The sequence below is a fragment of the Candidatus Chryseobacterium colombiense genome (assembly GCA_029203185.1).
In the GTDB taxonomy this organism is placed as follows: Bacteria; Bacteroidota; Bacteroidia; order Flavobacteriales; family Weeksellaceae; genus Chryseobacterium; species Chryseobacterium colombiense.
In genome coordinates this window covers 2463717-2486839 of record CP119310.1, presented here as the reverse complement: position 1 = coordinate 2486839, position 23123 = coordinate 2463717, and the positions used below count along the sequence as shown (strand labels likewise).

Below are 23123 nucleotides of genomic sequence, written 5' to 3'. Positions count from 1 at the left end.
AAAAGTTTTCTTTTAATCACAAAATTTTTTTTATGATTTATTTAACAATTGAGAACGAAACGGCTAAGCGGTTACAGAATTTGCAATTTCGGTAAGATTAATGATTTTATCAGCTTTTTGTGCGCTAGACTCTCTATGCGTGATAATTATGGAAGTTGCGTTTTGAATTTTTCTGTCAATATTTTCTAAAATATTCTGCTCGGTTTCGGTGTCTAAAGCAGATAAAGAATCGTCAAAAATTATAATGTTTGGATCTTTAATCAAGGCTCTTGCAATACAAATTCTTTGTTTTTGTCCTCCCGAAAGCATAACTCCGCGTTCACCGACCATGGTTTTGTATTGGTCTTTAAACTCTATGATATTTTTATTAACATCGGCAATTTTAGCGTACTCAACTACTTTTTCATGACTTGGATGATCGATCGCAAAACCTATATTGTTTTCAATGGAATCCGAGAAAAGATAGCTTTCCTGAGGAATGTATCCGATGAAATTTCTGTAGTTTTCTAAGTTGTGCTCTTTAAGGTTTTTGCCGTCAATTAAAATTTCTCCTTCGGTAGGATCAATTAATCTGCATAATAAAAGAGCAATGGTAGATTTTCCGCTTCCGGTTTTCCCCATAATTGCTAAAGACTCTCCGGCTTTTACCGTGAAACTTAAATTTTCTAATGCTTTGATTCCCGTATTTGGATAAACATAAGACACGTTTCTGAATTCAATATTGCCCTGGATAAGATAGGTTTCAAAATTAGTATTGATGATTTCAGACTTTTTATCCATGAATTCATTAATTCTCTGCATGGAAGCTTCCGCGCGCTGATTAACTGAAGTTACCCAGCCTACCATGGAAAATGGGAAGATCAGAGTATTGATATACATAAAAAAGTCTGCAATTTTCCCGATACTTAATTGTCCGTCAATATATTTTTGTCCTCCGATTAAAATAATAGCAACATTTAATAATCCGATGACAAATAATATGATGGTAAAGAAATAGGCTTCCGTTTTTGCCAAATCAAGGGCTTTGTTTTGATAATCCGTGACTTTTATTCCATAATTTCTTTCAATATATTTTTCTTTGGCAAAGAACTTTACAACACGGATTCCTGAAAAACTGTCCTGAACAAAAGTAGAAATGGCAGACTGGCTTTTCTGCATGATTTTCGATTTTTTGTTGATAATTGAACTTACTTTATATATAGCATAGGATAGAATTGGGAGAGGCAGCAATGTCCACATTGTCATTGAAGCGTCTGTTTTTACCATATATATGGCCGTGATAATCACAAGAACAATTAAGTTTGCTACATACATTACCCCAGGTCCTAAATACATTCTTACCGCAACAACATCTTCACTTAATCTGTTCATTAAATCTCCGATGGTTGTTTGCTTGTAATCCGTTAAAGATAAATCCTGATAGTGTCTATAGATTTTATTTTTAAGCTCATATTCAATTCTTCTGGATGCCACAATAATGGTTTGACGCATCATGAAGGTGAAAAATCCTGTTAATAAAGAACAGCCTACAATAATGGCAACATAAATCAAAACCTGCTGATTGAAACCGAGATTACCGTTTTTTGTAAGTTCATCTACCGATTTACCTACAAACTGGACTTTATATATGTTGAAAAAATTACTGGCAATGATAAATAGGACTCCCCAAAATAATAGTATTTTGTGTTTCCAAAAATAGGGGTTTAAGGTTTTCAGCGCTTTCATAAAGTTTTACAAAATTACAAAAATGTCATCAGACTACGAATTTCATAAATTTTAAATTTTGTATCTTTGCACTCATTAAAAGCTCTTTGAATGTTAGGAAGAAGACAAATCCGTGAAAAAGTAGTACAGACTGTGTATTCATATTACCAGAACCCTGTTAAATTTGATGTATTAGAGAAAAATATGTTCTCTGGAATAGAGAAAATCTATTATTTATACATCTATCAACTGAATTTTTTAGTTTCTCTAAAAGAATTGGCAGAGAATCAAATTGAGATTGGTAAAAATAAATACATTAAAACAGAGTCTGATATCAATCCTAATCAAAAATTCATCAACAATCAAGTTTTAATTAAATTAGAAGAAAATCCTGAAAGATTATTTTTTACAGGACAGCATAAACAATTGAAATGGGATCTGCATGATGATTTATTGGTGAAAACTTTCCAGAGAATTACTGCAGGAAAACGTTATCAGGATTTTATGAAAGAAGAAGGATATTCTTTTGAGGAAGATCAGAAGTTCATTGGTAAATTATTTTTAAGATATATTGCTGAAAATGATGATTTCCACGATTATCTTGGAGATAAAGAACTTTCCTGGTATGATGATATTCACATTGCGAACTCTATGGTACAAAAAACCATTGGTTTCCTGAAAGAGGATGAAGAAAGCAGAACTTTAATTAAAATGATTAAAGATGATGAGGACAAGACTTTCGCCATGAAATTGTTGAGAAATACACTGGATAGCTGGGAAAATAATGAGAAAAAACTGGAAGAAAGACTGGAAAACTGGGATTTGGAAAGAGTTTCTTTAATGGATAAAGTGATTTTATCTACAGCTATTTCGGAGCTTGATAATTTTCCTTTCACCCCTTCAAAAGTTATTATCAATGAGTATATTGAGATTGCAAAGGTATTTGCTACAGACAGATCCAATATATTTATTAATGGAATTTTAGATAAATATTGTAAAGATCAAAATAGAATTTAACATGAAAAAGACATTATCCATTATCGCTTTGTCTATTATAGGCTTTGGTTTGGTTTCTTGTAAAAAAGAAAATAAAGAAGCTCAAGAGGGAATTCCATCAATAGATAAGAGCCATCATGATTCTTTAATAAAACAATCAGAAAGGTCATCTTCGGTGACTCCAGTTTCTGATGAACATGCAGCTCCTGCTCCTGCTTCAAACCAACCTTTAACAACTATTGCTTTATCTGAAAGTAATTTTGATTTCGGAAAAGTAAAAAAAGGAGATAAAGTAGAACATGTATATGAAGTTACAAATACAGGAACTAATCCTTTAGTAATTTCTGAAGTAAAGCCTGGTTGCGGATGTACAGCTCCTGATTTTACAAAAGAGCCGATTTTACCTGGTAAAAAAGGAAAAATCACTTTGCATTTTGATTCCACCAACTTTGACGGAGCAGTAAATAAATATGCTGATGTTTTTGCTAATGTGGAAAAAGCGCCTATTAAATTAACATTCACAGCAAACATTCAACCATAATATCATGAGTTTATTATCAATTTTTTTACAGGCTCAACCAGGAGGAGGGGGAAACATGATGATCATAATGGGAGTTATGATGGTTGGTTTTTTCCTTTTAATAATTCTTCCTCAGCAAAGAAAGCAGAAAAAAGAAAAAAACTTTCAGGAAAATTTAAAAGTGGGAAGCAGGGTAGTACTTACTTCAGGACTTCACGGAAGAATTGCTCAGGTTCAGGACGATGGTTATGTTATTGAGACATTATCAGGAAAGCTTAAATTTGAAAAAGCTGCAATCTCTAAGGATCTTACAGAAGCTCGCTTCGGAGACAAAGCTAAAACTGCTGAAAAAGCAACTGACAAAAAAGAAGTTGAAGAGAAAAACTAATTCTCTTTATTTAAAAAAAATACCTTGTTTCGGCGGGGTGAGCAAAGCTCACCCCGCCGAAAATTTTTTATATCATTAGTAAGAAATATACACAAGGCTTTCTCCAAATATGAAATTCCTTATTTCACGAGATGGCTATTTTCTATTGTCATTCTGAATGAAGCGTAGCGTAGTGAAGAATTATAATAGAAAAGTAAACAAAAGATTTCTCCTTCGTCGAAATGACATTGTTATGCCCAAGCTTTATGTTTGTTAATGCTGTATTGGTGTTATTATAGTTTAATTTATCTTTGCCCAATGAATCAAAACACGAATAAAACCGTCCTTATTTTAGGTGCAAACTCTGATGTTGCTAAAGAATGTATCAAACAATATATCAAAAAAGGATTTTGGGTAATGGCTGCTTCCAGAAATACAGATTCTCTGAAAGACTTTGTTGCTGAAAATCGTTTTGATTCTAAGGTTACGGTTTTATATTTTGATTCTGTTGATTTTGATTTCCATCAGAAATTTTACAGTGAACTTCCGGTAAAGCCTAATATTGTCGTTTATGCGGCGGGATTTTTAGTAGATAATGAAAAAGCGTTGAAAGATTTTAAAGGAGCACAACAAATGATGTTGGTGAACTATATGGGAGCCGTCTCTATTCTGAATATTATCGCAACGGATATAAGTAATAAAAATTTAGAAAGAATTATCGGACTCTCTTCACTTTCAGGAGTAAGAGGACGAAAAAGTAATTTTGTGTATGGAAGTACCAAAGCAGCTTTTACTACTTATCTGGCCGGATTGAGACAGGGACTGGCTTCAAGGAATATAAAAGTAAATGCTTTGGTAATTGGCTACATCAGAACGAAGATTAATAAAGGGTTGCAACTGAATGAATCTTTAATAATGGAACCTGAGTATGTGGCAAAATTCATTGTGAATGCAGGAAATTCCTTTACTATTGTTCCTAATTTTAAATGGAAAATGATTTATTTTATTTTAAAAATGTTGCCAGAGAGTTTGGTGGCGAAGTTGCCGTAAATCAAGATGTTATCCTTTTTAGTTTGCTTGCTTTATTATTTGTATTTTGCAACGAAAAATTATAATTAATGAAAACTATCTTAAATTTTTTATTTATTGTTGGAATCAACATTATATTATATGCTCAAAAAGTAGAATATAAAAATAATATTATCGCTATAGATGGTAATAAAATAGGAAAAGTCGAAGTACAAAAGCAAAATTTTGGACTTACGAAAAATTTTAATCTATATTCGATGGGTGGCGAAAAATTAGTTATCGCTGTTTTGAGTACGGAATTTGAGGGTGATAAAAATGACAATGCAACTATGTTTTACCGCTTTACTTTTTTACCTACAAATCAGGTTGGAATTTTTAAATTATCCACATTAGGAATGGAAAAAGGTTTTGTAAACCTAATCGGAAAAGGTGGAATTATTGACGGAAATACTCTAAATGAAGGGAAGGTAACAGAACTTATTGCTTCAAAAGGTGTTTCCCCAAGAACAGCTGTAAATTATACCTTGGTGTCGCGCAACAAAAGCTGGCCAATAGAATTAAAGCAGGATAAATCTATTGAACAAGGTGTAGAAAAAATAGGTTTCTTTACTTCTACAGGAAATGTTGGCGGACAAGATTCTTATGAATTTTTTATTCCCAATGGGGTGTTGGTCGCTAAAGTAAGTTTTGCAGGAGGAAATAATGCTCAAAATTTTGAGTTGTTTTCGGCAAAAGATAATGTTCGAAGGGTGGTTGCGATTCCGCAAAAAGATAATGTAAAATTTTCGTCGTCTGTTGTAGATCCGAATTCACTTACGTTGAAAAGAATCACCGCTTGGTTGGTGCAGAATGGATATTTGTAAATTAATTTAATATTGAAATTTTATATAAAGCGAAGAAAAATTCTTCGCTTTTTCTGTTTTTTAAATTGCTTTTAATTTTGATTTGTTATTGAGGTATTCAATTGTTTTATTAAAATTATTTTCGTCAACATTGGCTTTGTCTAAAATAAAATTTAAGTGAGGAATTACAGTAATTTAAATAAGAATTTCTTCATTCATGATTATTAAGTTTAGCAAATAAAAAGCGGAGAAAAAATCTCCGCTTCTAATTTATGCTTTTAAATTCAATTGCAATTCCAGTTCATCGAGTTGCTCATTCGCAATAGCTGCAGGGGCATCGATCATTACATCACGTCCTGAATTATTTTTAGGGAAAGCGATATAATCTCTGATTACCTCATTTCCGTCAAGAATTGCAACCAAACGGTCAAACCCGAAAGCCAAACCACCGTGAGGCGGAGCTCCGTATTTGAAGGCATTCATCAGGAATCCAAACTGGGCTTCTGCTTCTTCTTTTGAGAATCCCAAGAGATCAAACATTTTAGACTGAAGATCTTTATCAAAAATTCTGATAGAACCTCCACCGATTTCGTTTCCGTTCAAAACCATGTCATAAGCATTGGCTCTTGCTTTTCCCGGATCTGTTTCCAATAAATGGATGTCTTCAGGCTTTGGAGAGGTGAAGGGATGGTGCATAGCATGGTAACGTCCACTTTCCTCATCAAATTCCAATAACGGGAAGTCGACTACCCAAAGTGGTGCAAATTCGTTCCCTTTTCTTAATCCTAAACGATTTCCAAGCTCCATTCTCAAAGCAGAAAGCTGAGTTCTTACCTTGTGCTCATTTCCTGAAAGAATCAACATTAAATCCCCTTCTTTTGCTCCAAACTTTTCTATAATTTTCGTTAAGTCTTCCTCGTTGTAGAATTTGTTTACAGAAGAAGTTTTCACTCCATCATTCTGGAATTTCACCCAAACCATTCCTGAAGCTCCGATCTGTGGTCTTTTTACCCAGTCAACAAGCTCGTCGATTTGTTTTCTCGTATACTCTGCGCATCCTTCAACATTGATTCCGACAACCAATTCTGCTTCATCGAATATTTTGAAATCTTTTCCTTTTACTAAATCGTTCAGTTCCACGAATTCCATTCCGAAACGGATATCCGGTTTGTCGTTTCCATATTTCTGCATAGCATCTGCAAAAGTCATTCTTGGAAAATCTCCGAATTCCTGACCAGTGATGTCTTTCAACAACGTTTTCGTCATTCCTTCAAAAACATTCATCACATCTTCCTGCTCTACGAAAGCCATTTCACAGTCGATTTGTGTAAATTCCGGCTGTCTGTCGGCTCTTAAGTCTTCGTCACGGAAACATTTTACAATCTGGAAATATTTGTCCATTCCTCCAACCATCAATAATTGTTTGAAAGTCTGTGGAGACTGTGGCAATGCATAGAATTGTCCCGGATTCATTCTGCTTGGAACTACGAAATCTCTCGCTCCTTCAGGCGTAGATTTGATTAAAACCGGAGTTTCAACCTCAATAAACCCGTTGTCTGAAAGGTAATTTCTTACTTTCTGTGCCATTTTGTGGCGGAACACCAATTTATCTTTTACCGGATTTCTTCTGATATCTAAATAACGGTATTTCATTCTTAATTCTTCACCACCATCCGTTTCATCTTCAATCGTAAAAGGAGGAAGTTGTGATTCATTTAAAACCGTTAATTTTTCAACTAAAATTTCAATTTCTCCTGTTGGAATGTTGGGGTTTTTGCTTACTCTTTCGATTACTTTTCCTGTAACCTGAATAACAAATTCACGACCCAATTTTTTTGCATTTTCCATCAGCTCTGCAGTAGAACGCTCCTGATCAAAAACCAACTGTGTAATTCCGTAACGATCTCGAAGATCTATCCAAATCATAAATCCTTTATCACGGATAGTTTGTACCCATCCTGAAAGTGTAACTTCTTCATTAAGATGTTGAAGAGATAATTCTCCGTTTGTGTGCGATCGAAACATAATTATTTGTTTAAAGTTCAAGGTTTAAGACCCAATATCTTGAGTCTTTATTTTCCGTTTGCAAAGATAAGATTTTTGAAGGTTTTAGAAACAAAAAAACTCCCTTTCAGAAGTTTTTGAGTATGAATATAAAAATAAATGCGTTTGATGCTGGGTTTATTATTTGAAATTTGTGCTTTTATTGATAATTGATTTGAATGATCCGTTTTTGATCCACTCCACATAAATCTTAATCTTTTACGTACTCCAGGATGTCTCCCGGTTGGCAATCGAGTGCTTTACATATAGCTTCCAGTGTAGAAAGTTTAACAGCTTTTGCTTTTCCGGTTTTTAAAATCGAAAGATTTGCCTGTGTAATCCCTATTTTTTCCGCCAATTCCTGTGACTGCATTTTTCGCTTGGCGAGCATTACGTCTACGTTGATGATGATCGGCATGGTTTAAATTGTTAAATCGTTTTCAGTCTGCAAAGCTAATCCCTTTTTGAAAAATTCTACAATAAAGAGAATAATAATGCCAAAGAAACCAAAGAAAAGGAATGTCAGTAAAGTATATCCAGAATCCATTCTAAAATAGAAGAATTCGAAAATTCCAGCTGCTGCAATAATAAGATTCAGAAAACAAAATCGTTTGAGCCATTTTATTGCATTTTGATTGAAAATCTGATCCAAGCTCATTTCTTTAAAGCATTGGTAAGAAAAAAAGAAGAATAAGCTCAAGAAAATCATACCCAGAATATTATGGATAATCTGATTGTAAGCATAGATTCCGGTTACCATCTGAATTTCTGAAAACGGATAATTGATCCTGAACTTTAACAGGTTTTCCATGGGAATGGTCCATTTGTTTTTTGTCCATCCCACATCGTTTGCCAAAACAAAAGTATCTGATAATACTGTGCTTCCGGTTTTATATTTATAGAATAAAATACTATGACCGATAATTTCATACACAAGGTTAAAAGCAACAATGATGAACAAAACAAAAAGCAGATAGCTAATGTATTGTGATAAAGAGTTTTTACCGATAATTTTCATGGTGATGATAATTTAAATTGTTAAGTCATTTTCATTCTGCAAGTCAACGGCTCTTTTGTAAACCTGTGCGATGATATATACTACTCCTGAAACTAAAAAGAATTGTAAGCTTTTACTGTTTAAATCTGCCGAGATATTGAGGTTTCCATTCATCAGTTCATCACTCACCTTGACTAAGAAAGATAAGCTGCCAATTAACAAAGCCAGTTGGGCAATCCTGGAGATTAAAAAATATATTTCGGTAGAAAAAGTACTTTTGAGACTGATCTTTTTCAGAATTTTAATGACCGTTACAAAAAAGACAAACAGTAAAATGCCTTCAAGGATGGAATAGCCTAAAATAAAAATTGATTTTAGTTTTCCTAAGGATTGCATATCTTTTATCTTTCCGCTGAAAAGAGTCATGTTAATCTTTATTTCTTTTAAACTGCCCATGTCAATTCCGAAAATTGTAAAAAAGAAAATAAGGACCAATATGAATATTGCAATCCCTAAAATGAATGTGAATATCCAAAAGAAAATTTTTAAAATTTCAAGTATAAAATCTGAATTTAGCTTCATCTGTTAATTGTTTTATTATTGCAAATATATAATTAATTATTGTTTTACGATAAATATTTATTGAAATTATTTTCATTGACCTGTGAAACATGATCTGACAGCTGTTCGAAATCTTTTCATATGCCAAGTTGTGATCATCTTCGAATGTATATTTTTGTTAAGAACTTAAATAATAAGATTGTGAGGAAGTATTTTTCTTTTATCAGAAAAGCGTTAAGTGGCGAAGAAGTCGACTATACCAAAGCAACCATAAGAAGCGCAGTTCTTCTTTTGGCGATTCCGATGATGCTGGAAATGGCCATGGAATCTGTATTTGCGTTGGTGGATTTGTATTTTGTCGGTCATTTGAAAGAAAGTGGTTATGCGATTCAGTCTGTCGGTTTAACAGAATCCGTGCTTTCCGTCATGTATTCCATTGCGATCGGGATGAGCATGGCTGCAACGGCAATGGTTGCCAGAAGAATCGGAGAGAAAAATCCTGAACAGGCTTCCAGAAGCGCGGCACAGGTGTTGTTGGTTTCGTTTGTTGTTACTTTTATTTTAAGTGTATTCGGAGTCATCTATGCTGAAGAAATTTTAATGCTGATGGGAGCAAAACCTGAAGCAGCTTCTTACGGAAAAGAATTCACAAGGATAATGATGGGAAGTAGCGTCATTATTATGCTCCTGTTTTTAATTAATGGAATTTTCAGAGGAGCAGGAAATGCTGCGATTGCGATGAAGTCACTTTGGATTGCCAATATTGCCAATATTATTTTGTGTCCGGTTTTAATTAGAGGCTTAGGTCCGATTCCTGCAATGGGATTAACGGGAGCGGCTTTAGCCACAACAATCGGAAGAAGCATAGGAGTGATGTATCAGTTGTATCATCTATTGATTGCTGATACCCAGATCCGTATCCTGATTACTTATTTTAAACCAGATTTTGAAATTATAAAATCTGTCGTAAAAATTGCGACCCCGGGAATTTTTCAGTTTGTAATTGCTTCCTGCAGCTGGATTTTTTTAGCACAATTGGTGGCAACGACTGGGCATGAAGATGCTTCTGCGGGTTATCAGACCGCTTTACGCTTAATGATGTTTTTCATGCTTCCGGCTTGGGGACTGAGTAATGCGGCGTCAACTTTAGTCGGACAAAATATGGGAGCCAACGAAATGGTGAGGGCTGAACAATCCGTGATGAAAACAGTAAAATATAACGTAATTTTCATGTTGACGGTAAGTCTGATATTTTTCTTTCTGAGTGATTTTTTAGTAGGATTTTTCACACAGGAAATGGAAATTAAAAATTATGCTAAAAACGCTTTGCATATTATGAGTACCGGATTTATCTTCTACGGAATCGGAATGGTGATGATTAATGCTTTTAACGGAGCAGGAGATACGTGGACGCCGACTTGGGTGAATCTTTTTGGGTTTTGGCTGTTCCAGATTCCTTTGGCTTATTTTCTTTCAAAACATTTCGGAATGGGGCCGAAAGGTGTTTTTATTTCTATTCCTGCTTCGGAAGCTTTAATCACAGTTGTTGCCTTTGTTTTGTTTAAAAGAGGAAAATGGAAGACTGTAAAAGTCTAGTTTTATAATAATTTTAACAGCTTGAATTTTTGATTTTTAATTCATATTTTCTAAATTCGTCATTAATCAACCAAAATTATTACAATGGGAAAAGGCGACAAAAAATCAAGAAAAGGAAAAATTAATAATGGAAGTTATGGGAAAAGAAGACCACGAAGAAAGTCAAAATCTGCTGTAGCTTCTGAAGGACAATCTAAAAATTGACAGAAATAAAAAGACCAGAGATTAATCTCCGGTCTTTTTTATGATTTAAATTATTTTCCAAAAAAACTTCCCAGGATGCTTCCTAAACCGCCTCCTCCTTGTTGGTTTTGTTGGTTGTTACCTCCTCCAAGAACACTTCCCAGAATCTCACTCAATGGATTTCCTGAAGATTGAGACTGAGATTGACCGCCACCTAAAACGCTGCCTAAAATATCATTCAAAGGACTGGATTGTTGTGCTTGAGCCTGGTTGGATGCATTTCCGAGAATTCCTCCCAAAAGATCTCCCAAGCCTCCTGCTCCTACATTGTTCTGTTGCTTTTCTTTTCCGATATATCCCATAATTACAGGAGCTAACATCGCTAAAACAGGTCCGATTTTATCAATTGAAATACCTGTATTCTGAGAAAGTTGGTTTTCCACATTTTGTCTGTCTCCACCGAAAATATGACCCAAAATAGAACTGCCTTCTGATTCTCTGGCCTCTAATTGAGAGGAGTCATTCAGGATACTTCCGTCATGGTCTTTATCCAATGCATTGTTAAGTGCTTCTGCTTCTTTGGCATCCTGAGATTTGTTTCTCAGGTAAGAAATAATCAGTGGTGCGGCTACTGCCAATAGGGCAATAATTTGATTTCTGCTGATTCCGAATTTATTTTCAGCCTGTTCAGCAACCTGATTGCTGGTGTTTCCGGTAAGTAAATCGAGTAAACTCATTTCGTATGTGATTTTTAATTGTTGAAATCAAATTTATTAAAAATTCTGAATGATGAGTTTTTTATCTTGTAATATTAGATGTTTTTATGAAGAATTAACTTTGTGTTAAGTTAGTTCTTTAAAATTGGAACATTGGAACATGCTTCTCCAAACATTAATGACTTTACAAGTGGCTGTAACTGTTCTACCAGTTCAATATAAGCATTCTCCGGAATTTCTTTATCTGAACATCCTTTAACCAAAACTCTTTTTCCTCTCATTTCATCAAAATCATAGTTTTGGATGGCATTGTGCATGAGAATAACTTCCAGATCTTCACGATTTCCAAAAACTATTTTCTTTGTGGCTTCAGTAAGTTTTGCTGTGATTAAAAAATAGGCCCAAAGAGGAACAATAGAATCTGCCGAGTTATAAATATAGACATAGGCATCTTTATAATCTTCCGGATTGATCGCTGCTACTTTTTCGCGGAAATCTTTCTCTTTTAAAATCATCTCCATATAAAGAAAATCTTTCAGATCGATCCCCTTTCTTTCTCCTTTCGGAACAAGATCTGTAAGGTCAAAATTGATTAAACCGCTTTCTGCAACTTTATTTCTTATTTCAAATTCTTCTGACATTTTTATCATTATCTTTGAACAAATTTACAAATTAAAGATGTATAACATCTTATTTGTTTTCTATCCTGATCATAGAAACCTCCCATAACTTTAACTTATTGATAAGGCTAAAATCCAGTGGGAACGTTTGCTGATGATTATAACATAAAAGATTTCAGAAGAAATGAAATATTATATTATCGCAGGTGAAGCATCCGGAGATCTACACGGAAGCAATTTGATAAAAGCTTTAAAACAAAAAGATCCCAATTCAGAATTCAGATTTTGGGGAGGAGATCTTATGGCAAACCAAGGCGGAACAATGGTAAAGCATTACCGTGATCTTGCTTTCATGGGGTTTTTAGAGGTGGCGATGAATTTAAAAACCATTTTGAATAATATTAAATTCTGTAAAGAAGATATTAAAAAGAATAAGCCGGATGTCTTAATTCTAGTGGATTATCCGGGATTTAACTTAAGAATTGCAAAGTTTGCAAAAGAACTTGGGATAAAAGTTGTTTACTATATTTCTCCTCAGCTTTGGGCATGGAAAGAAGGAAGAGTAGAGATCATCAAAAAATATGTAGATGAAATGATGGTAATCCTTCCTTTTGAAGAAGATTTTTATAAAAAACATAAAGTGCACTCTCATTTTGTTGGGCATCCTTTGCTAGATGCAATTTCCACGCTTCAGGAAATCAATATTGAGGAATTCAAAAAAGAGAACGGACTGAACGAAAAAGAAATCATAGCACTTTTACCGGGCTCAAGAAAACAGGAAGTTGAAAAAATGCTTGAAATGATGCTTTCCGTAAGACCTTATTTTAAAGAATATCAGTTCGTTATTGCCGGTGCACCAAGTCTTCCGAAAGAATTTTATGAAAAATATGTAGATGAGAATGTACATTTTGTGTCTAACAGAACGTACGATTTATTGAGATGTTCAAAAGCGGCTTTGGTGACTTCCGGGACAGCAACCTTAGAAACAGCTTTACTGAATGTTCCTGAAGTGGTTTGTTATCGAGGAAGTAAAGTTTCTTATGCGATTGCAAAAAGATTGGTGAAAAATATCAAATATATTTCTCTGGTGAATTTAATTATGGATCGTGAGGTTGTGAAAGAACTTATTCAAAACGATTTAAATACTAAAAACCTGGTTGAAGAGTTGAAAAAGATGTTGGAAGGAGAAAAAAGAGTTGAGGTTCTTAAGGAGTACGAATTGCTGCGAGAAAAACTGGGTGGAGAAGGAGCGAGTAAAAATGCAGCCGAAGTCATTTTAAAACTTCAGTAGTTTCGTTAATTCTTTTGGAAATCAGCTGCTTGTTTCTTTTTGTATTGTAAAATTTATTAAATTGCTTGTTCAAACACAAATGATTTTGAACAGGCAGCCTCTTTTGATTCTTGTCATTGCTTTTATTCTTGGGATCTTTCTGCAAGACATTTTTCCTGTAACTGGATATGTAATTGCTGGAATTATTTTTCTGAGCCTTATTTTTTTACTTACCACTTTTTACTATTCTTATCTTGTTTCTAAAGTAAAACCTATTTTGCTTGCAGTCTCGTTTTTCGGAATCGGGATCTGTTTTCATTATTCCAAGCAGTTTAATGAGAAATCAGAATTTTCTCAAAAAGAAGATTTTATTGTTTTTAAAATTTCTAAAAAGCTAAATTCTACGGAAAAATATAAGAAATATGAAGCTTTGGTGCAGTCCGGAAAGAAATATGAAAATGCTCTGATCTACCTTCCTAAAGAATTTAAAGAACTGGATTTTGAAAATTATTATAAATCAAAAGCTTTCCGATATGATGTAAAAAAGCCTCAATATGATTTTCAGTTTGATTATGCAAAATACCTTCACCGGAAAAAGATACAGTCACAATTTTATCTTAATGGAGAGATTTTATCAAAACACAGGTCCGATCTTTCTGTAACAGAGAAAGTACAACAAAAAAGAGTAGAGGTTTTACAAAAGATTAATCAATCGAGTCTTTTGCCTAAAAGTCAGGAATTTTTAAAAGGAATTATTCTAGCAGACCGTACCGAAATTGATGCTGAAACTTTACAGGATTTTAATAAATCGGGATTAGTGCACTTTTTAGCAATTTCCGGGACACATATTGTAGTGATTTTCGGATTGTTCTATATGGTGTTGATAAAGATTTTACCTCTGCGGTTCAGAAAATATGCAATCATTTCCAGTTTGATTTTTATCTGGCTGTTCGCTGCGTTTATAGGATTCGGAAATTCAGTAATAAGATCGTGTATTATGCTGACTTTCTATTTTATGTATGTTCTGCTTCAGCGGAAACCGGATTTACTGCACTCCCTGGCTTTGTCTGCTTTTATCATTTTAATTAATGATTCTCAGCAGCTTTTCGATGTGGGTTTCCAACTAAGCTTTCTTGCTGTTTTGGGAATTTATTGGTTGAATCAGCCGATTTTAAATTATTTGCCTAAAACCAATAATTATTTTAAGAAGTTGATTTTTAATACGGTGTCGATTTCTCTTTCTGCACAATTGGCAACATTACCTTTAGTATTGTTTTATTTCCATCAGTTTTCATTGATTTCTATTCTTGCCAATTTTATTATTGTGCCTTTTTCCGAGGTTATCATTGTATTTTCATTGGTAATAACGGCCTTAATTGCGTTTGGTTTGGATATGTCTTTTATTAACACTATTTATGATTTTATAGTTCAGGAATTACTCAAATTGATTCATTGGTTTGCGGGTGTTGACTTTCTTTTTTCGGAGAATATAGCGATGAACCTTTTAGAAGTTGGATGTCTGTTTATAGCTGTTTATTTGCTTCGGTTTTTGATTTTAAAATTTAATGTTAAAAATTCTGCGAGATTGATAATGTACACCTTAATGTTTTTAATAGTCAGGACAGGTTTCAATATTTATGAAAATAAAAGAGATGAGGTGTTATTGCATGATTTTTATAAGCATAAAGTATTTTCTGTGAAAAAAGGAAATGAAGTGTGCTTCTGGATTGATAAAAATTCAGATAGACAGAAGGTTAAAAAGTTTATTATTAATCCATATTGTGCGTCACGAAGGATAAGTTTGGCTGTTGTAAAAACGATTCCGGATGATGCTCAAAAGATCATTTATGACAACAGGATTTATATGATAAAATAATTGTTAAAATTTTTATTTTCTCTTTAATTAATAATGTTTAAATTCTTATTTAGAAAGATTACAAACTGATAAATTGTGAGATTTCTCACTTTTTGATATTGTTAACATTTCATAATTTTGTGGAAATTCAAATTTAAACTTATATGGCAGGTTTAACGAGTTCTACGATAGGTAGAAAATATGCTATGGCATTATCAGCTCTATTTTTGCTGATTTTTCTTATACTGCATTTGACGACCAATTTGTTATCAGTTCTGAATCGTGATGCATTCAATACAGCATCAGATTTCATGGGCTATAATCCTTTTGTGCAGTTCTTAATGCAGCCTATTCTTGGTTTTGCAGTTCTTTTCCATTTCATTATGGGATTTGTTCTTGAAATTAAGAATAACAAGGCGCGTCCTGTAAAGTACGCATCAAACAATCCTTCTGTGAACTCTTCATGGATGTCCAGAAATATGATTATTTCTGGAGCTGTTGTTTTGGCTTTCCTTGTTTTACACTTTTATGATTTCTGGTTTCACGAGATGAGCTACAAGTACATTCAGGGGATTGCTCCTGATGCTGAGCGTTTCTGGCCGGAGCTTCATGAGAAGTTTGCTGATCTTTGGAGAGTAGCGATCTATGTGATTGCTTTTGTATTGTTGGGTCTGCATTTGGCTCACGGTTTCCAGTCTTCATTCCAGTCAATCGGGGCTAGACACCCAAAATATACTCCGGTAATTAAAGCTTTTGGGAAATGGTATTCTATCCTTATTCCTGCAGGATTTATTTTTATCGCAATTTTTCACTTTGTAACTCAATAATATCAATATACCAATATGAGTAAATTAGATTCAAAAATTCCGGCGGGTCCTTTAAAGGATAAGTGGAAAAATCATAAAGACCATATGAACCTTGTTGCACCAAACAACAGAGATAAGATTGATATTATTGTTGTAGGTACAGGTTTGGCAGGAGGTTCTGCTGCAGCTACTTTGGCTGAACAGGGATATAATGTAAAGGCATTCTGTTATCAGGATTCTCCAAGAAGAGCACACTCTATTGCTGCTCAGGGAGGAATCAACGCGGCTAAAAATTATCAGGGAGACGGTGACTCTACCTACAGATTGTTCTATGACACGATTAAAGGTGGTGACTATAGAGCAAGAGAGGCAAACGTTTACAGATTAGCTGAAGTTTCTGCGAATATTATCGACCAGTGTGTTTCTCAGGGAGTTCCTTTCGGTAGAGATTACGGAGGTCAGTTAGATAACCGTTCATTTGGAGGGGTTCAGGTAAAAAGAACTTTCTACGCAAAAGGACAGACTGGACAACAGTTATTATTAGGTGCATATTCTGCAATGAGCCGTCAGATCGGTAAAGGTAGAATCAAAATGTACAACCGTCATGAAATGATGGATCTTGTAATTGTTGATGGAAAAGCAAGAGGGATCATTGCAAGAAATCTTGTAACTGGTGAGATCGAAAGACATTCAGCTCACGCTGTTGTCATTGCTTCGGGAGGTTACGGAAACGTATATTTCCTTTCTACCAACGCAATGGGTTCAAACGTTTCTGCAGCTTGGAAGATCCACAAAAAAGGAGCATATTTTGCAAACCCTTGTTACGTACAGATTCACCCGACTTGTATTCCTGTTCACGGAACACAGCAGTCTAAACTGACTTTGATGTCTGAATCATTAAGAAACTCAGGAAGAATCTGGGTTCCTAAGAAAATTGAAGATTCAGTAGCCATCAGAGAAGGGAAACTAAGACCTGAAAATATTAAAGAAGAAGATAGAGATTATTATTTGGAAAGAAGATACCCGGCTTTCGGAAACTTGGTACCTAGAGACGTTGCGTCAAGAGCTGCTAAGGAAAGATGTGATGCTGGATACGGAATCGAAAATAATGATACAAAAGAAGGTGTTTACCTTGATTTCTCTACAGAGATCATGAAAAAAGGTAGAGAAGCCGCTATCGAAAAGCATATTCATAATCCAACCGATCAGCAGATCTATGATTTAGGAAAAGCTTGGGTTGAGGAAAAGTATGGTAACTTATTCGTAATGTATGAAAAAATTACGGCTGATGATCCTTACAAAACTCCAATGAAGATTTATCCTGCAGTTCACTATACCATGGGTGGTGTTTGGGTTGATTATAACCTACAGTCTACTATTCCTGGATGTTTCGTAATTGGTGAGGCGAATTTCTCAGATCACGGAGCAAACAGATTGGGAGCTTCTGCATTGATGCAAGGTTTGGCTGACGGATATTTCGTACTTCCTTATACAATTGCTGATTATCTTTCTGCAGATATCAGAACAGGTGTTATTCCTACCAATTCAACAGCATTTGATGAGGCTGAAAAAGGAATTAAAGATAAAGTTGATTTCTTCTTAAATAATAAAGGAACACATTCAGTAGACCACTTCCACAAGCAACTAGGAAACATTATGTGGAACAAGGTGGGAATGGGTAGAACTCCTGAAGGATTGGCAGAAGCAATCAAAGAAATTGAAGAAGTAAGAAACGACTTCTGGAAAAACGTAAAAGTTCCTGGAGATAATGACGGAATGAACACTGAACTTGAAAAAGCATTCAGAGTTGCAGATTTCCTTGAACTTGGACAATTAATGGCTATCGATGCATTGCACAGAAATGAGTCTTGTGGAGGACATTTCCGTGAAGACCACTCAACTCCGGACGGAGAAGCGGAAAGAGATGACGTTAATTACAAATACGTCGGAGCTTGGGAATATCAGGGAAGTGACATCAACAGAGAGGTGTTGCACAAAGAAGAACTGATATATGACAACATCGAGGTTAAAACTAGAAGTTACAAATAATCTCCAACCTATAAATAAAAAATTATGAGTGCAAAAAAAGGCTTACATCTTACGCTGAAAATTTGGAGACAAAAAAATAATAAAACTAAAGGTCAGTTTGAGACCTATAAAATATCAGATGTTTCTACAGATTCTTCATTTTTGGAAATGTTGGACATTCTGAACGAAAATCTTATTAACGAAGGAAAAGAGCCTGTAGCTTTCGATCACGATTGTCGTGAAGGAATTTGTGGGATGTGTTCTCTTTACATCAATGGTAGAGCACACGGTCCGGATACAGGGATCACGACTTGCCAGCTTCACATGAGAATGTTCAAAGACGGTGAAACGATCGTTATTGAACCTTGGAGAAGTGCTGCTTTCCCGGTTATTAAAGATTTAATGGTAGACAGAAGCGCGTTCGACAGAGTAATGGCTGCAGGTGGTTTCATTTCGGTGAACACTTCAGGAAATACTTTGGATGCAAATGCAATTCCGGTTCCCAAAGAAGATGCAGACAAAGCAATGGATGCTGCGGCTTGTATCGGATGTGGAGCTTGTGTAGCTACATGTAAAAACGGTTCTGCAATGCTATTCGTAGGGGCTAAAGTTTCTCAGTATGCTCTTTTACCTCAAGGTAGAGTAGAAGCGAAGCGAAGAGTTCTGAACATGGTGAAAGCTATGGACGAAGAAGGATTCGGAAACTGTTCAAATACCGGTGCTTGTGAAGTAGAATGTCCGAAAGGAATTTCTCTTGAAAACATTGCCAGAATGAACAGAGAATATATGGCAGCTCTTGTTGACAGAGGATAAAATTTTATCATTTTATAAATAAAAAATCGTCACCTTTACCGGCTGACGATTTTTTTATGTAATAATTTCTTCAAATATCTTTAGAATATGAATGTGAGCAGTTCACAAATAGGCAAACTACTTCATCAGAAACTTTTTGTATTCATTTTTTTATGTTGTTCTGCGGTTTATACTGCACAAAATTTCCAGCTTAAAAAAGATTCAGAATTTATCAAAAATTACCAGATTGAAATATACGGTCAAGAAAACCAATTGTTTATTTCTGAAAATGGTGCTGTTGATATTCCTTTGGAAAGCATCAATAAGGCGGAAAGCTTTATAATTATTGATTTAGATAAAAAGATTGACTACCATCTCTATAAAGAAGAATTAAAAATTAAAGACTCTGTTTTAAATTTTTCTTCAGGGAAAATTATTGAGACTGTTATTATTAATGGTAAAAAAGAAGAGACATTAATTGGTATAGAAGATAAAGGATGGGCTTCACGACTATACATTCGACCGGGCACATCAAGAATGGTTGAGATTCCTGAAAACAAATTGTATATAGGTAAAAAAATAAATAAAATAAGATACTATTTCAGTGGCGGAAAACATCCGGTAACAGGAGAAAGGATTGATAAAAGTGATACAAAAATCATTGCTTTTATGTACACTTGTGAATCAGCAGACTGTAAAAATCCACAATATCTTTTTCCGAAAACAGAGGTGAATTTTACGGGTAATGGTAAATATTTAGAAATAGATGTTAACCATAGAAATATTATCATTGACGAAACTTTTAAAAATATATATGTAGGATTTGTCTCACTCGGTAGTTTTGTAATTAAAATGAAGAAAGCGAATAAAATAGGCGAAAATAAATGTTATAATGTGGAAGAAAAACTTCAATGGTATGGACGAGCTACTTACCATTGCCCGGTAATTTTTCTGTCCATAGAATAAGTTTATCCCATTGTTTTTCTGAATAACTGAAATATTAGTTAAATCTTTCATAAAATACCTTAAATAATTGTTTTCAGTTGATTGGAAAAACCTATTTTTGCTACATTATTAAAATCAAAAATGAAAAAATATCTTTTATTGTTTATCATCGCTGTTTTTGCGGTGTCTTGCTCTAAAAAAGTTGAAGTAAAAGGAAAAATTACAGGAGCTTCTCCATTAGAGAGAATCGAATTTATTGAAGCTTCAGGGGTAGCTACGTTACCTTTGGCAAATATTGGTGTAAAAAATGACGGAACATTCTCAGGAAGCTTTGAGGCTCCTAAAAATGGAATGTATTTAATCAATTATGCTGGGAAGCAGAATTTAGTATATCTTAAAGGAGGACAGACTCTTGAAATTTCAGGAAACGGACTTACTTTCCCATCAGAATATGTAATTACTGGTGATGCTAAAAAGAATAATGACTTCTTTATGGCAACTCAAAAATACCTTGGAGAATACGGACAAAAGGTAAACACTACGATGTCTGAACTGATGACGAAAGATGACAAAGCTTTCGTTGCAGGAGTTCAGAAAATTGAAAAAAACATCAGTGATAATATTGATCAGAATGTTAAAAAATTCAATCCGGATAATGAAATTGTAACTTGGAAAAAGAACGATCTTTCTGCAACAATACTTTCTATTCTTATGCAGTATGAGATGAGACAGAAGCAGTTTTCGGGAAACCCTTCATTCAAGCCTTCAAAAGTGTTTACAGACTATGAAAACAAACTTCAGGAGAATAAGGATGTAATGGTAAAAGAAAATCCTTTCTACAGACAATATTTATTGACTAAAATTAGCCCTGATTTCCAAAAATATGCAGAAGCTAACAGTAAAAGTAAAACTGATATTACAACTTCTGAGCTTTTCTCTCAGTATTTAAAAACGGATAAAAATTTATCTGATACAGCTAAAGATTATTTATTAGCTTTTGTAATGGCACAGTCTGATATTCACCCAGGTACTCCTGCTAAAACTTCAGATAAAATTAAGAAAATCATTGATACTGAAATTAAAGACGCTACTATTAAAGCAGATTTAGCTAAAATTCAGACGGCTGTAATCGGATTGAAAGTAGGAGAAGTTGCTCCGGAAGCATCATTGATCAAGCAGGATGGTAAATCTTACAAATTGTCAGAAAATAAAGGGAAGCCTTACATGTTATGTTTCTATGCATCTTGGAATCCTTATATCGCAGAATCTACAGTGCCTGTTTTGAAAGAAGTTGTTAATTTCTATAAATCAAAAATGAATTTTGTTTTTGTAAATGTTGATGACACTAAAGATCAGTTTATTAAGACAAGCAATGCAATGTTCAAAGGAATTCCAGGAACAAACGTATATGCAGAAGGAGGATTAAGCTCTGATATTGCAAAGAAATATGGTATCTATGGATTCAAACTTCCAAATTTTGTAATCGTTGATAAAGACGGGAAAATTGCAAGCAGATCTTTTGTAAATCTTGGTGAGCAGGAATTGGTAACGGTTTTGGATAAGCAAACTGGTTTATCTGCTCCTAAAGTAGCTCCCAATGTTCAGTTACAACAAGGTGCAGGAATGGATCCCGCGGTAGTAGCGGCTCAGCAGGCTGCTGCACAAAAGCAGGCTCCTCAACCGGCTCAGACAAAATAATAAACATTTAATAACATATAAAACCTTGTCTTCGGATAAGGTTTTTTTTATTGTATTTTTGCAGACATGAAACTTTTAAAGTTTCAATTAGAAAAATAGAAAATTTTAGAATGAGCAGAAAGAATAAGAAAAATTTAGTTCTTGAAAATATAAAACTGTTGACAGCTGGTGCAAAGGGTGTTGCTATCGGGAAAACGGAAGAAGGGAAAGCGGTGATGGTAACCGGAGCAATTCCTGGTGATATTGTGAATGTGAAAGTGAAAAAGGCGAAGTCAAAATATTATGAAGGCGAAGCTATAGACGTTCTTGAAAAATCTCCTTACCGAGTTGATCCTAAATGTATTCATTTTGGAGTTTGCGGAGGTTGCAAATGGCAGAATATGAGCTATGAAAAGCAACTTGATTTCAAGCAGGAAGAAGTGTACAACAACATCAAACGAATTGGCGGAATTGAAAACTTTGAAACCGTTCCTATTCTGGGTTCGGAAGAACAGTATTTTTATAGAAATAAAATGGAGTTTTCGTTCTCGAATGCCCGTTGGCTTACTCAATACGAGATAAGTTCTGAAGAAAATTTTGGAAATAAAGATGCCTTAGGTTTCCATATTCCGGGAATGTGGAGCAAAATTCTTGATCTTAAAGAATGTTTCCTGCAGGAAGATCCTTCCAATCAAATCAGACTTGCTGTAAAAAAATATGCGGTAGATAACGGACTGGATTTCTTTGATGTCAGAAATCATGAAGGTTTTTTAAGAACCTTAATGATGAGACAGAATTCTAAAGGCGAATGGATGGTTCTTTTCCAACTGTACAGAGAAGAAAAAGAAAACAGAGAAAAGCTTTTTGAATTTTTATTAGAGAAATTCCCTCAGATAAAAACGCTGGTGTATGCTATTAATCCAAAGCCCAATGACTCTATTTATGATCTGGATATCAATGTATATTTCGGAGAAGGGTATTTGATGGAAGAAATGGACGGACTGAAGTTTAAAATAGGTCCAAAATCGTTCTTTCAGACCAATTATAAACAAGCTCTGGAGTTATACAGAAAAACGCTTGAATTTGCCGATTTAAAAGGAGATGAAGTCGTTTATGATTTATATACAGGAACAGGAACGATTGCACAATATGTGGCGAGAAATGCAAAACAGGTGATCGGTATCGAATCTGTTCAGGAAGCTATTGATGCGGCAATTGAACACGCAGAGCTGAATGGTCTCACCAACACGACATTCTATTGTGGAGATATGAAGGATATTTTCAACGATGAATTCCTTGCGAATCATCCAAAAGCAGATGTGTTGATTACGGACCCACCAAGAGACGGGATGCATCAAAAAGTTGTGGAGCAGATTTTAAAACTTTCTCCGGAGAAAGTGGTTTATGTAAGCTGTAATTCTGCAACTCAGGCAAGAGATCTTGCTTTGATGAAAGACCATTATGATGTCATTAAAATTTTACCTGTAGATATGTTTCCACAAACCCATCACGTGGAAAATATTGCATTACTTATCAAAAAATAATTACCTACATTTGAAATATTAATCATAAAATT

General features: G+C 34.5%; 22 protein-coding genes. 15 read left to right on the top strand and 7 right to left on the bottom strand.

The annotated features are described in order from the left end of the window. Window positions 1-63: 63 nt before the first annotated feature. Complete coding sequence (locus tag P0Y62_11055) at window positions 64-1725, bottom strand: ABC transporter ATP-binding protein (GenBank protein ID WEK68397.1); 1662 nt, start codon at window positions 1723-1725, stop codon at window positions 64-66. A 90-nt stretch (window positions 1726-1815) separates the two neighbouring features. On the opposite strand from P0Y62_11055, the gene P0Y62_11050 reads away from it, so the two are divergent. From P0Y62_11050 to P0Y62_11030, 5 genes are all read left to right on the top strand, one after another. Continuing rightward, window positions 1816-2721: a transcription antitermination protein NusB gene (locus P0Y62_11050; protein ID WEK68396.1), complete on the top strand. Its 906-nt coding sequence runs from the start codon at window positions 1816-1818 to the stop codon at window positions 2719-2721. A 1-nt stretch (window position 2722) separates the two neighbouring features. Continuing rightward, the gene (locus tag P0Y62_11045; GenBank protein WEK68395.1) at window positions 2723-3241 is read left to right on the top strand and encodes a DUF1573 domain-containing protein; all 519 of its coding nucleotides are present in this window, start codon (window positions 2723-2725) and stop codon (window positions 3239-3241) included. Window positions 3242-3245: 4 nt separating this feature from the next. Further along, the gene (gene yajC, locus P0Y62_11040; protein WEK68394.1) at window positions 3246-3608 is read left to right on the top strand and encodes a preprotein translocase subunit YajC; all 363 of its coding nucleotides are present in this window, start codon (window positions 3246-3248) and stop codon (window positions 3606-3608) included. Window positions 3609-3905: 297 nt separating this feature from the next. Next, window positions 3906-4637, top strand: a complete 732-nt coding sequence (locus tag P0Y62_11035; GenBank protein WEK68393.1) for an SDR family NAD(P)-dependent oxidoreductase — start codon at window positions 3906-3908, stop codon at window positions 4635-4637. Between the two features lie 68 nt (window positions 4638-4705). Beyond that, window positions 4706-5479, top strand: a complete 774-nt coding sequence (locus P0Y62_11030; protein WEK68392.1) for a hypothetical protein — start codon at window positions 4706-4708, stop codon at window positions 5477-5479. Between the two features lie 249 nt (window positions 5480-5728). On the opposite strand, the gene aspS is transcribed toward P0Y62_11030, so the two are convergent. The 4 genes from aspS to P0Y62_11010 all read right to left on the bottom strand — a co-directional run bounded on the left by aspS (window position 5729) and on the right by P0Y62_11010 (window position 8954). Beyond that, window positions 5729-7483, bottom strand: coding sequence for an aspartate--tRNA ligase (aspS, locus tag P0Y62_11025; GenBank protein WEK68391.1), 1755 nt, complete (start codon window positions 7481-7483; stop codon window positions 5729-5731). Between the two features lie 229 nt (window positions 7484-7712). Next, window positions 7713-7919 carry a helix-turn-helix transcriptional regulator gene (locus tag P0Y62_11020; GenBank protein ID WEK68390.1) on the bottom strand — a complete coding sequence of 69 codons (207 nt, stop codon included), beginning with the start codon at window positions 7917-7919 and terminating at the stop codon, window positions 7713-7715. A gap of 3 nt (window positions 7920-7922) precedes the next feature. Next, a complete protein-coding gene (locus P0Y62_11015) occupies window positions 7923-8519 on the bottom strand; it encodes a DUF2975 domain-containing protein (GenBank protein ID WEK68389.1) in 597 nt (198 codons plus the stop codon). Between the two features lie 12 nt (window positions 8520-8531). After that, complete coding sequence (locus P0Y62_11010) at window positions 8532-8954, bottom strand: DUF2975 domain-containing protein (protein ID WEK68388.1); 423 nt, start codon at window positions 8952-8954, stop codon at window positions 8532-8534. Window positions 8955-9224: 270 nt separating this feature from the next. Between P0Y62_11010 and P0Y62_11005 the strand changes: the two genes are divergently transcribed. Next, window positions 9225-10655 (top strand): MATE family efflux transporter, encoded by a 1431-nt coding sequence (locus P0Y62_11005; GenBank protein ID WEK68387.1) that lies wholly within the window; start codon window positions 9225-9227, stop codon window positions 10653-10655. Between the two features lie 84 nt (window positions 10656-10739). Next, entirely contained in the window at window positions 10740-10859 is a 120-nt protein-coding gene (locus tag P0Y62_11000) for a 30S ribosomal protein THX (protein WEK68386.1), read from the top strand. 50 nt (window positions 10860-10909) lie between these two features. Here the strand turns inward: P0Y62_11000 and P0Y62_10995 are convergent, their stop codons facing one another. Together P0Y62_10995 and P0Y62_10990 are read right to left on the bottom strand one after the other, a co-directional pair. Beyond that, window positions 10910-11575, bottom strand: coding sequence for a DUF937 domain-containing protein (locus P0Y62_10995; protein WEK68385.1), 666 nt, complete (start codon window positions 11573-11575; stop codon window positions 10910-10912). Window positions 11576-11685: 110 nt separating this feature from the next. Beyond that, window positions 11686-12195: a DUF2480 family protein gene (locus tag P0Y62_10990; protein WEK68384.1), complete on the bottom strand. Its 510-nt coding sequence runs from the start codon at window positions 12193-12195 to the stop codon at window positions 11686-11688. Window positions 12196-12358: 163 nt separating this feature from the next. Here P0Y62_10990 and lpxB point away from each other — a divergent pair, with 163 nt between their 5' ends. The 8 genes from lpxB to rlmD all read left to right on the top strand — a co-directional run bounded on the left by lpxB (window position 12359) and on the right by rlmD (window position 23091). After that, window positions 12359-13465 (top strand): lipid-A-disaccharide synthase, encoded by a 1107-nt coding sequence (gene lpxB, locus P0Y62_10985; protein WEK68383.1) that lies wholly within the window; start codon window positions 12359-12361, stop codon window positions 13463-13465. A gap of 61 nt (window positions 13466-13526) precedes the next feature. Continuing rightward, window positions 13527-15320 carry a ComEC/Rec2 family competence protein gene (locus P0Y62_10980; GenBank protein WEK68382.1) on the top strand — a complete coding sequence of 598 codons (1794 nt, stop codon included), beginning with the start codon at window positions 13527-13529 and terminating at the stop codon, window positions 15318-15320. Window positions 15321-15463: 143 nt separating this feature from the next. After that, complete coding sequence (locus tag P0Y62_10975) at window positions 15464-16126, top strand: succinate dehydrogenase cytochrome b subunit (GenBank protein ID WEK68381.1); 663 nt, start codon at window positions 15464-15466, stop codon at window positions 16124-16126. 15 nt (window positions 16127-16141) lie between these two features. Further along, window positions 16142-18154 (top strand): fumarate reductase/succinate dehydrogenase flavoprotein subunit, encoded by a 2013-nt coding sequence (locus P0Y62_10970; protein WEK68380.1) that lies wholly within the window; start codon window positions 16142-16144, stop codon window positions 18152-18154. Between the two features lie 24 nt (window positions 18155-18178). Beyond that, window positions 18179-18946: a succinate dehydrogenase/fumarate reductase iron-sulfur subunit gene (locus P0Y62_10965; protein WEK68379.1), complete on the top strand. Its 768-nt coding sequence runs from the start codon at window positions 18179-18181 to the stop codon at window positions 18944-18946. A gap of 252 nt (window positions 18947-19198) precedes the next feature. Continuing rightward, the gene (locus P0Y62_10960) at window positions 19199-19891 is read left to right on the top strand and encodes a hypothetical protein (GenBank protein WEK68378.1); all 693 of its coding nucleotides are present in this window, start codon (window positions 19199-19201) and stop codon (window positions 19889-19891) included. Between the two features lie 120 nt (window positions 19892-20011). Beyond that, window positions 20012-21568, top strand: a complete 1557-nt coding sequence (locus tag P0Y62_10955; GenBank protein ID WEK68377.1) for a TlpA disulfide reductase family protein — start codon at window positions 20012-20014, stop codon at window positions 21566-21568. A 110-nt stretch (window positions 21569-21678) separates the two neighbouring features. Then, window positions 21679-23091: a 23S rRNA (uracil(1939)-C(5))-methyltransferase RlmD gene (rlmD, locus tag P0Y62_10950; GenBank protein ID WEK68376.1), complete on the top strand. Its 1413-nt coding sequence runs from the start codon at window positions 21679-21681 to the stop codon at window positions 23089-23091. Window positions 23092-23123: the final 32 nt, after the last annotated feature.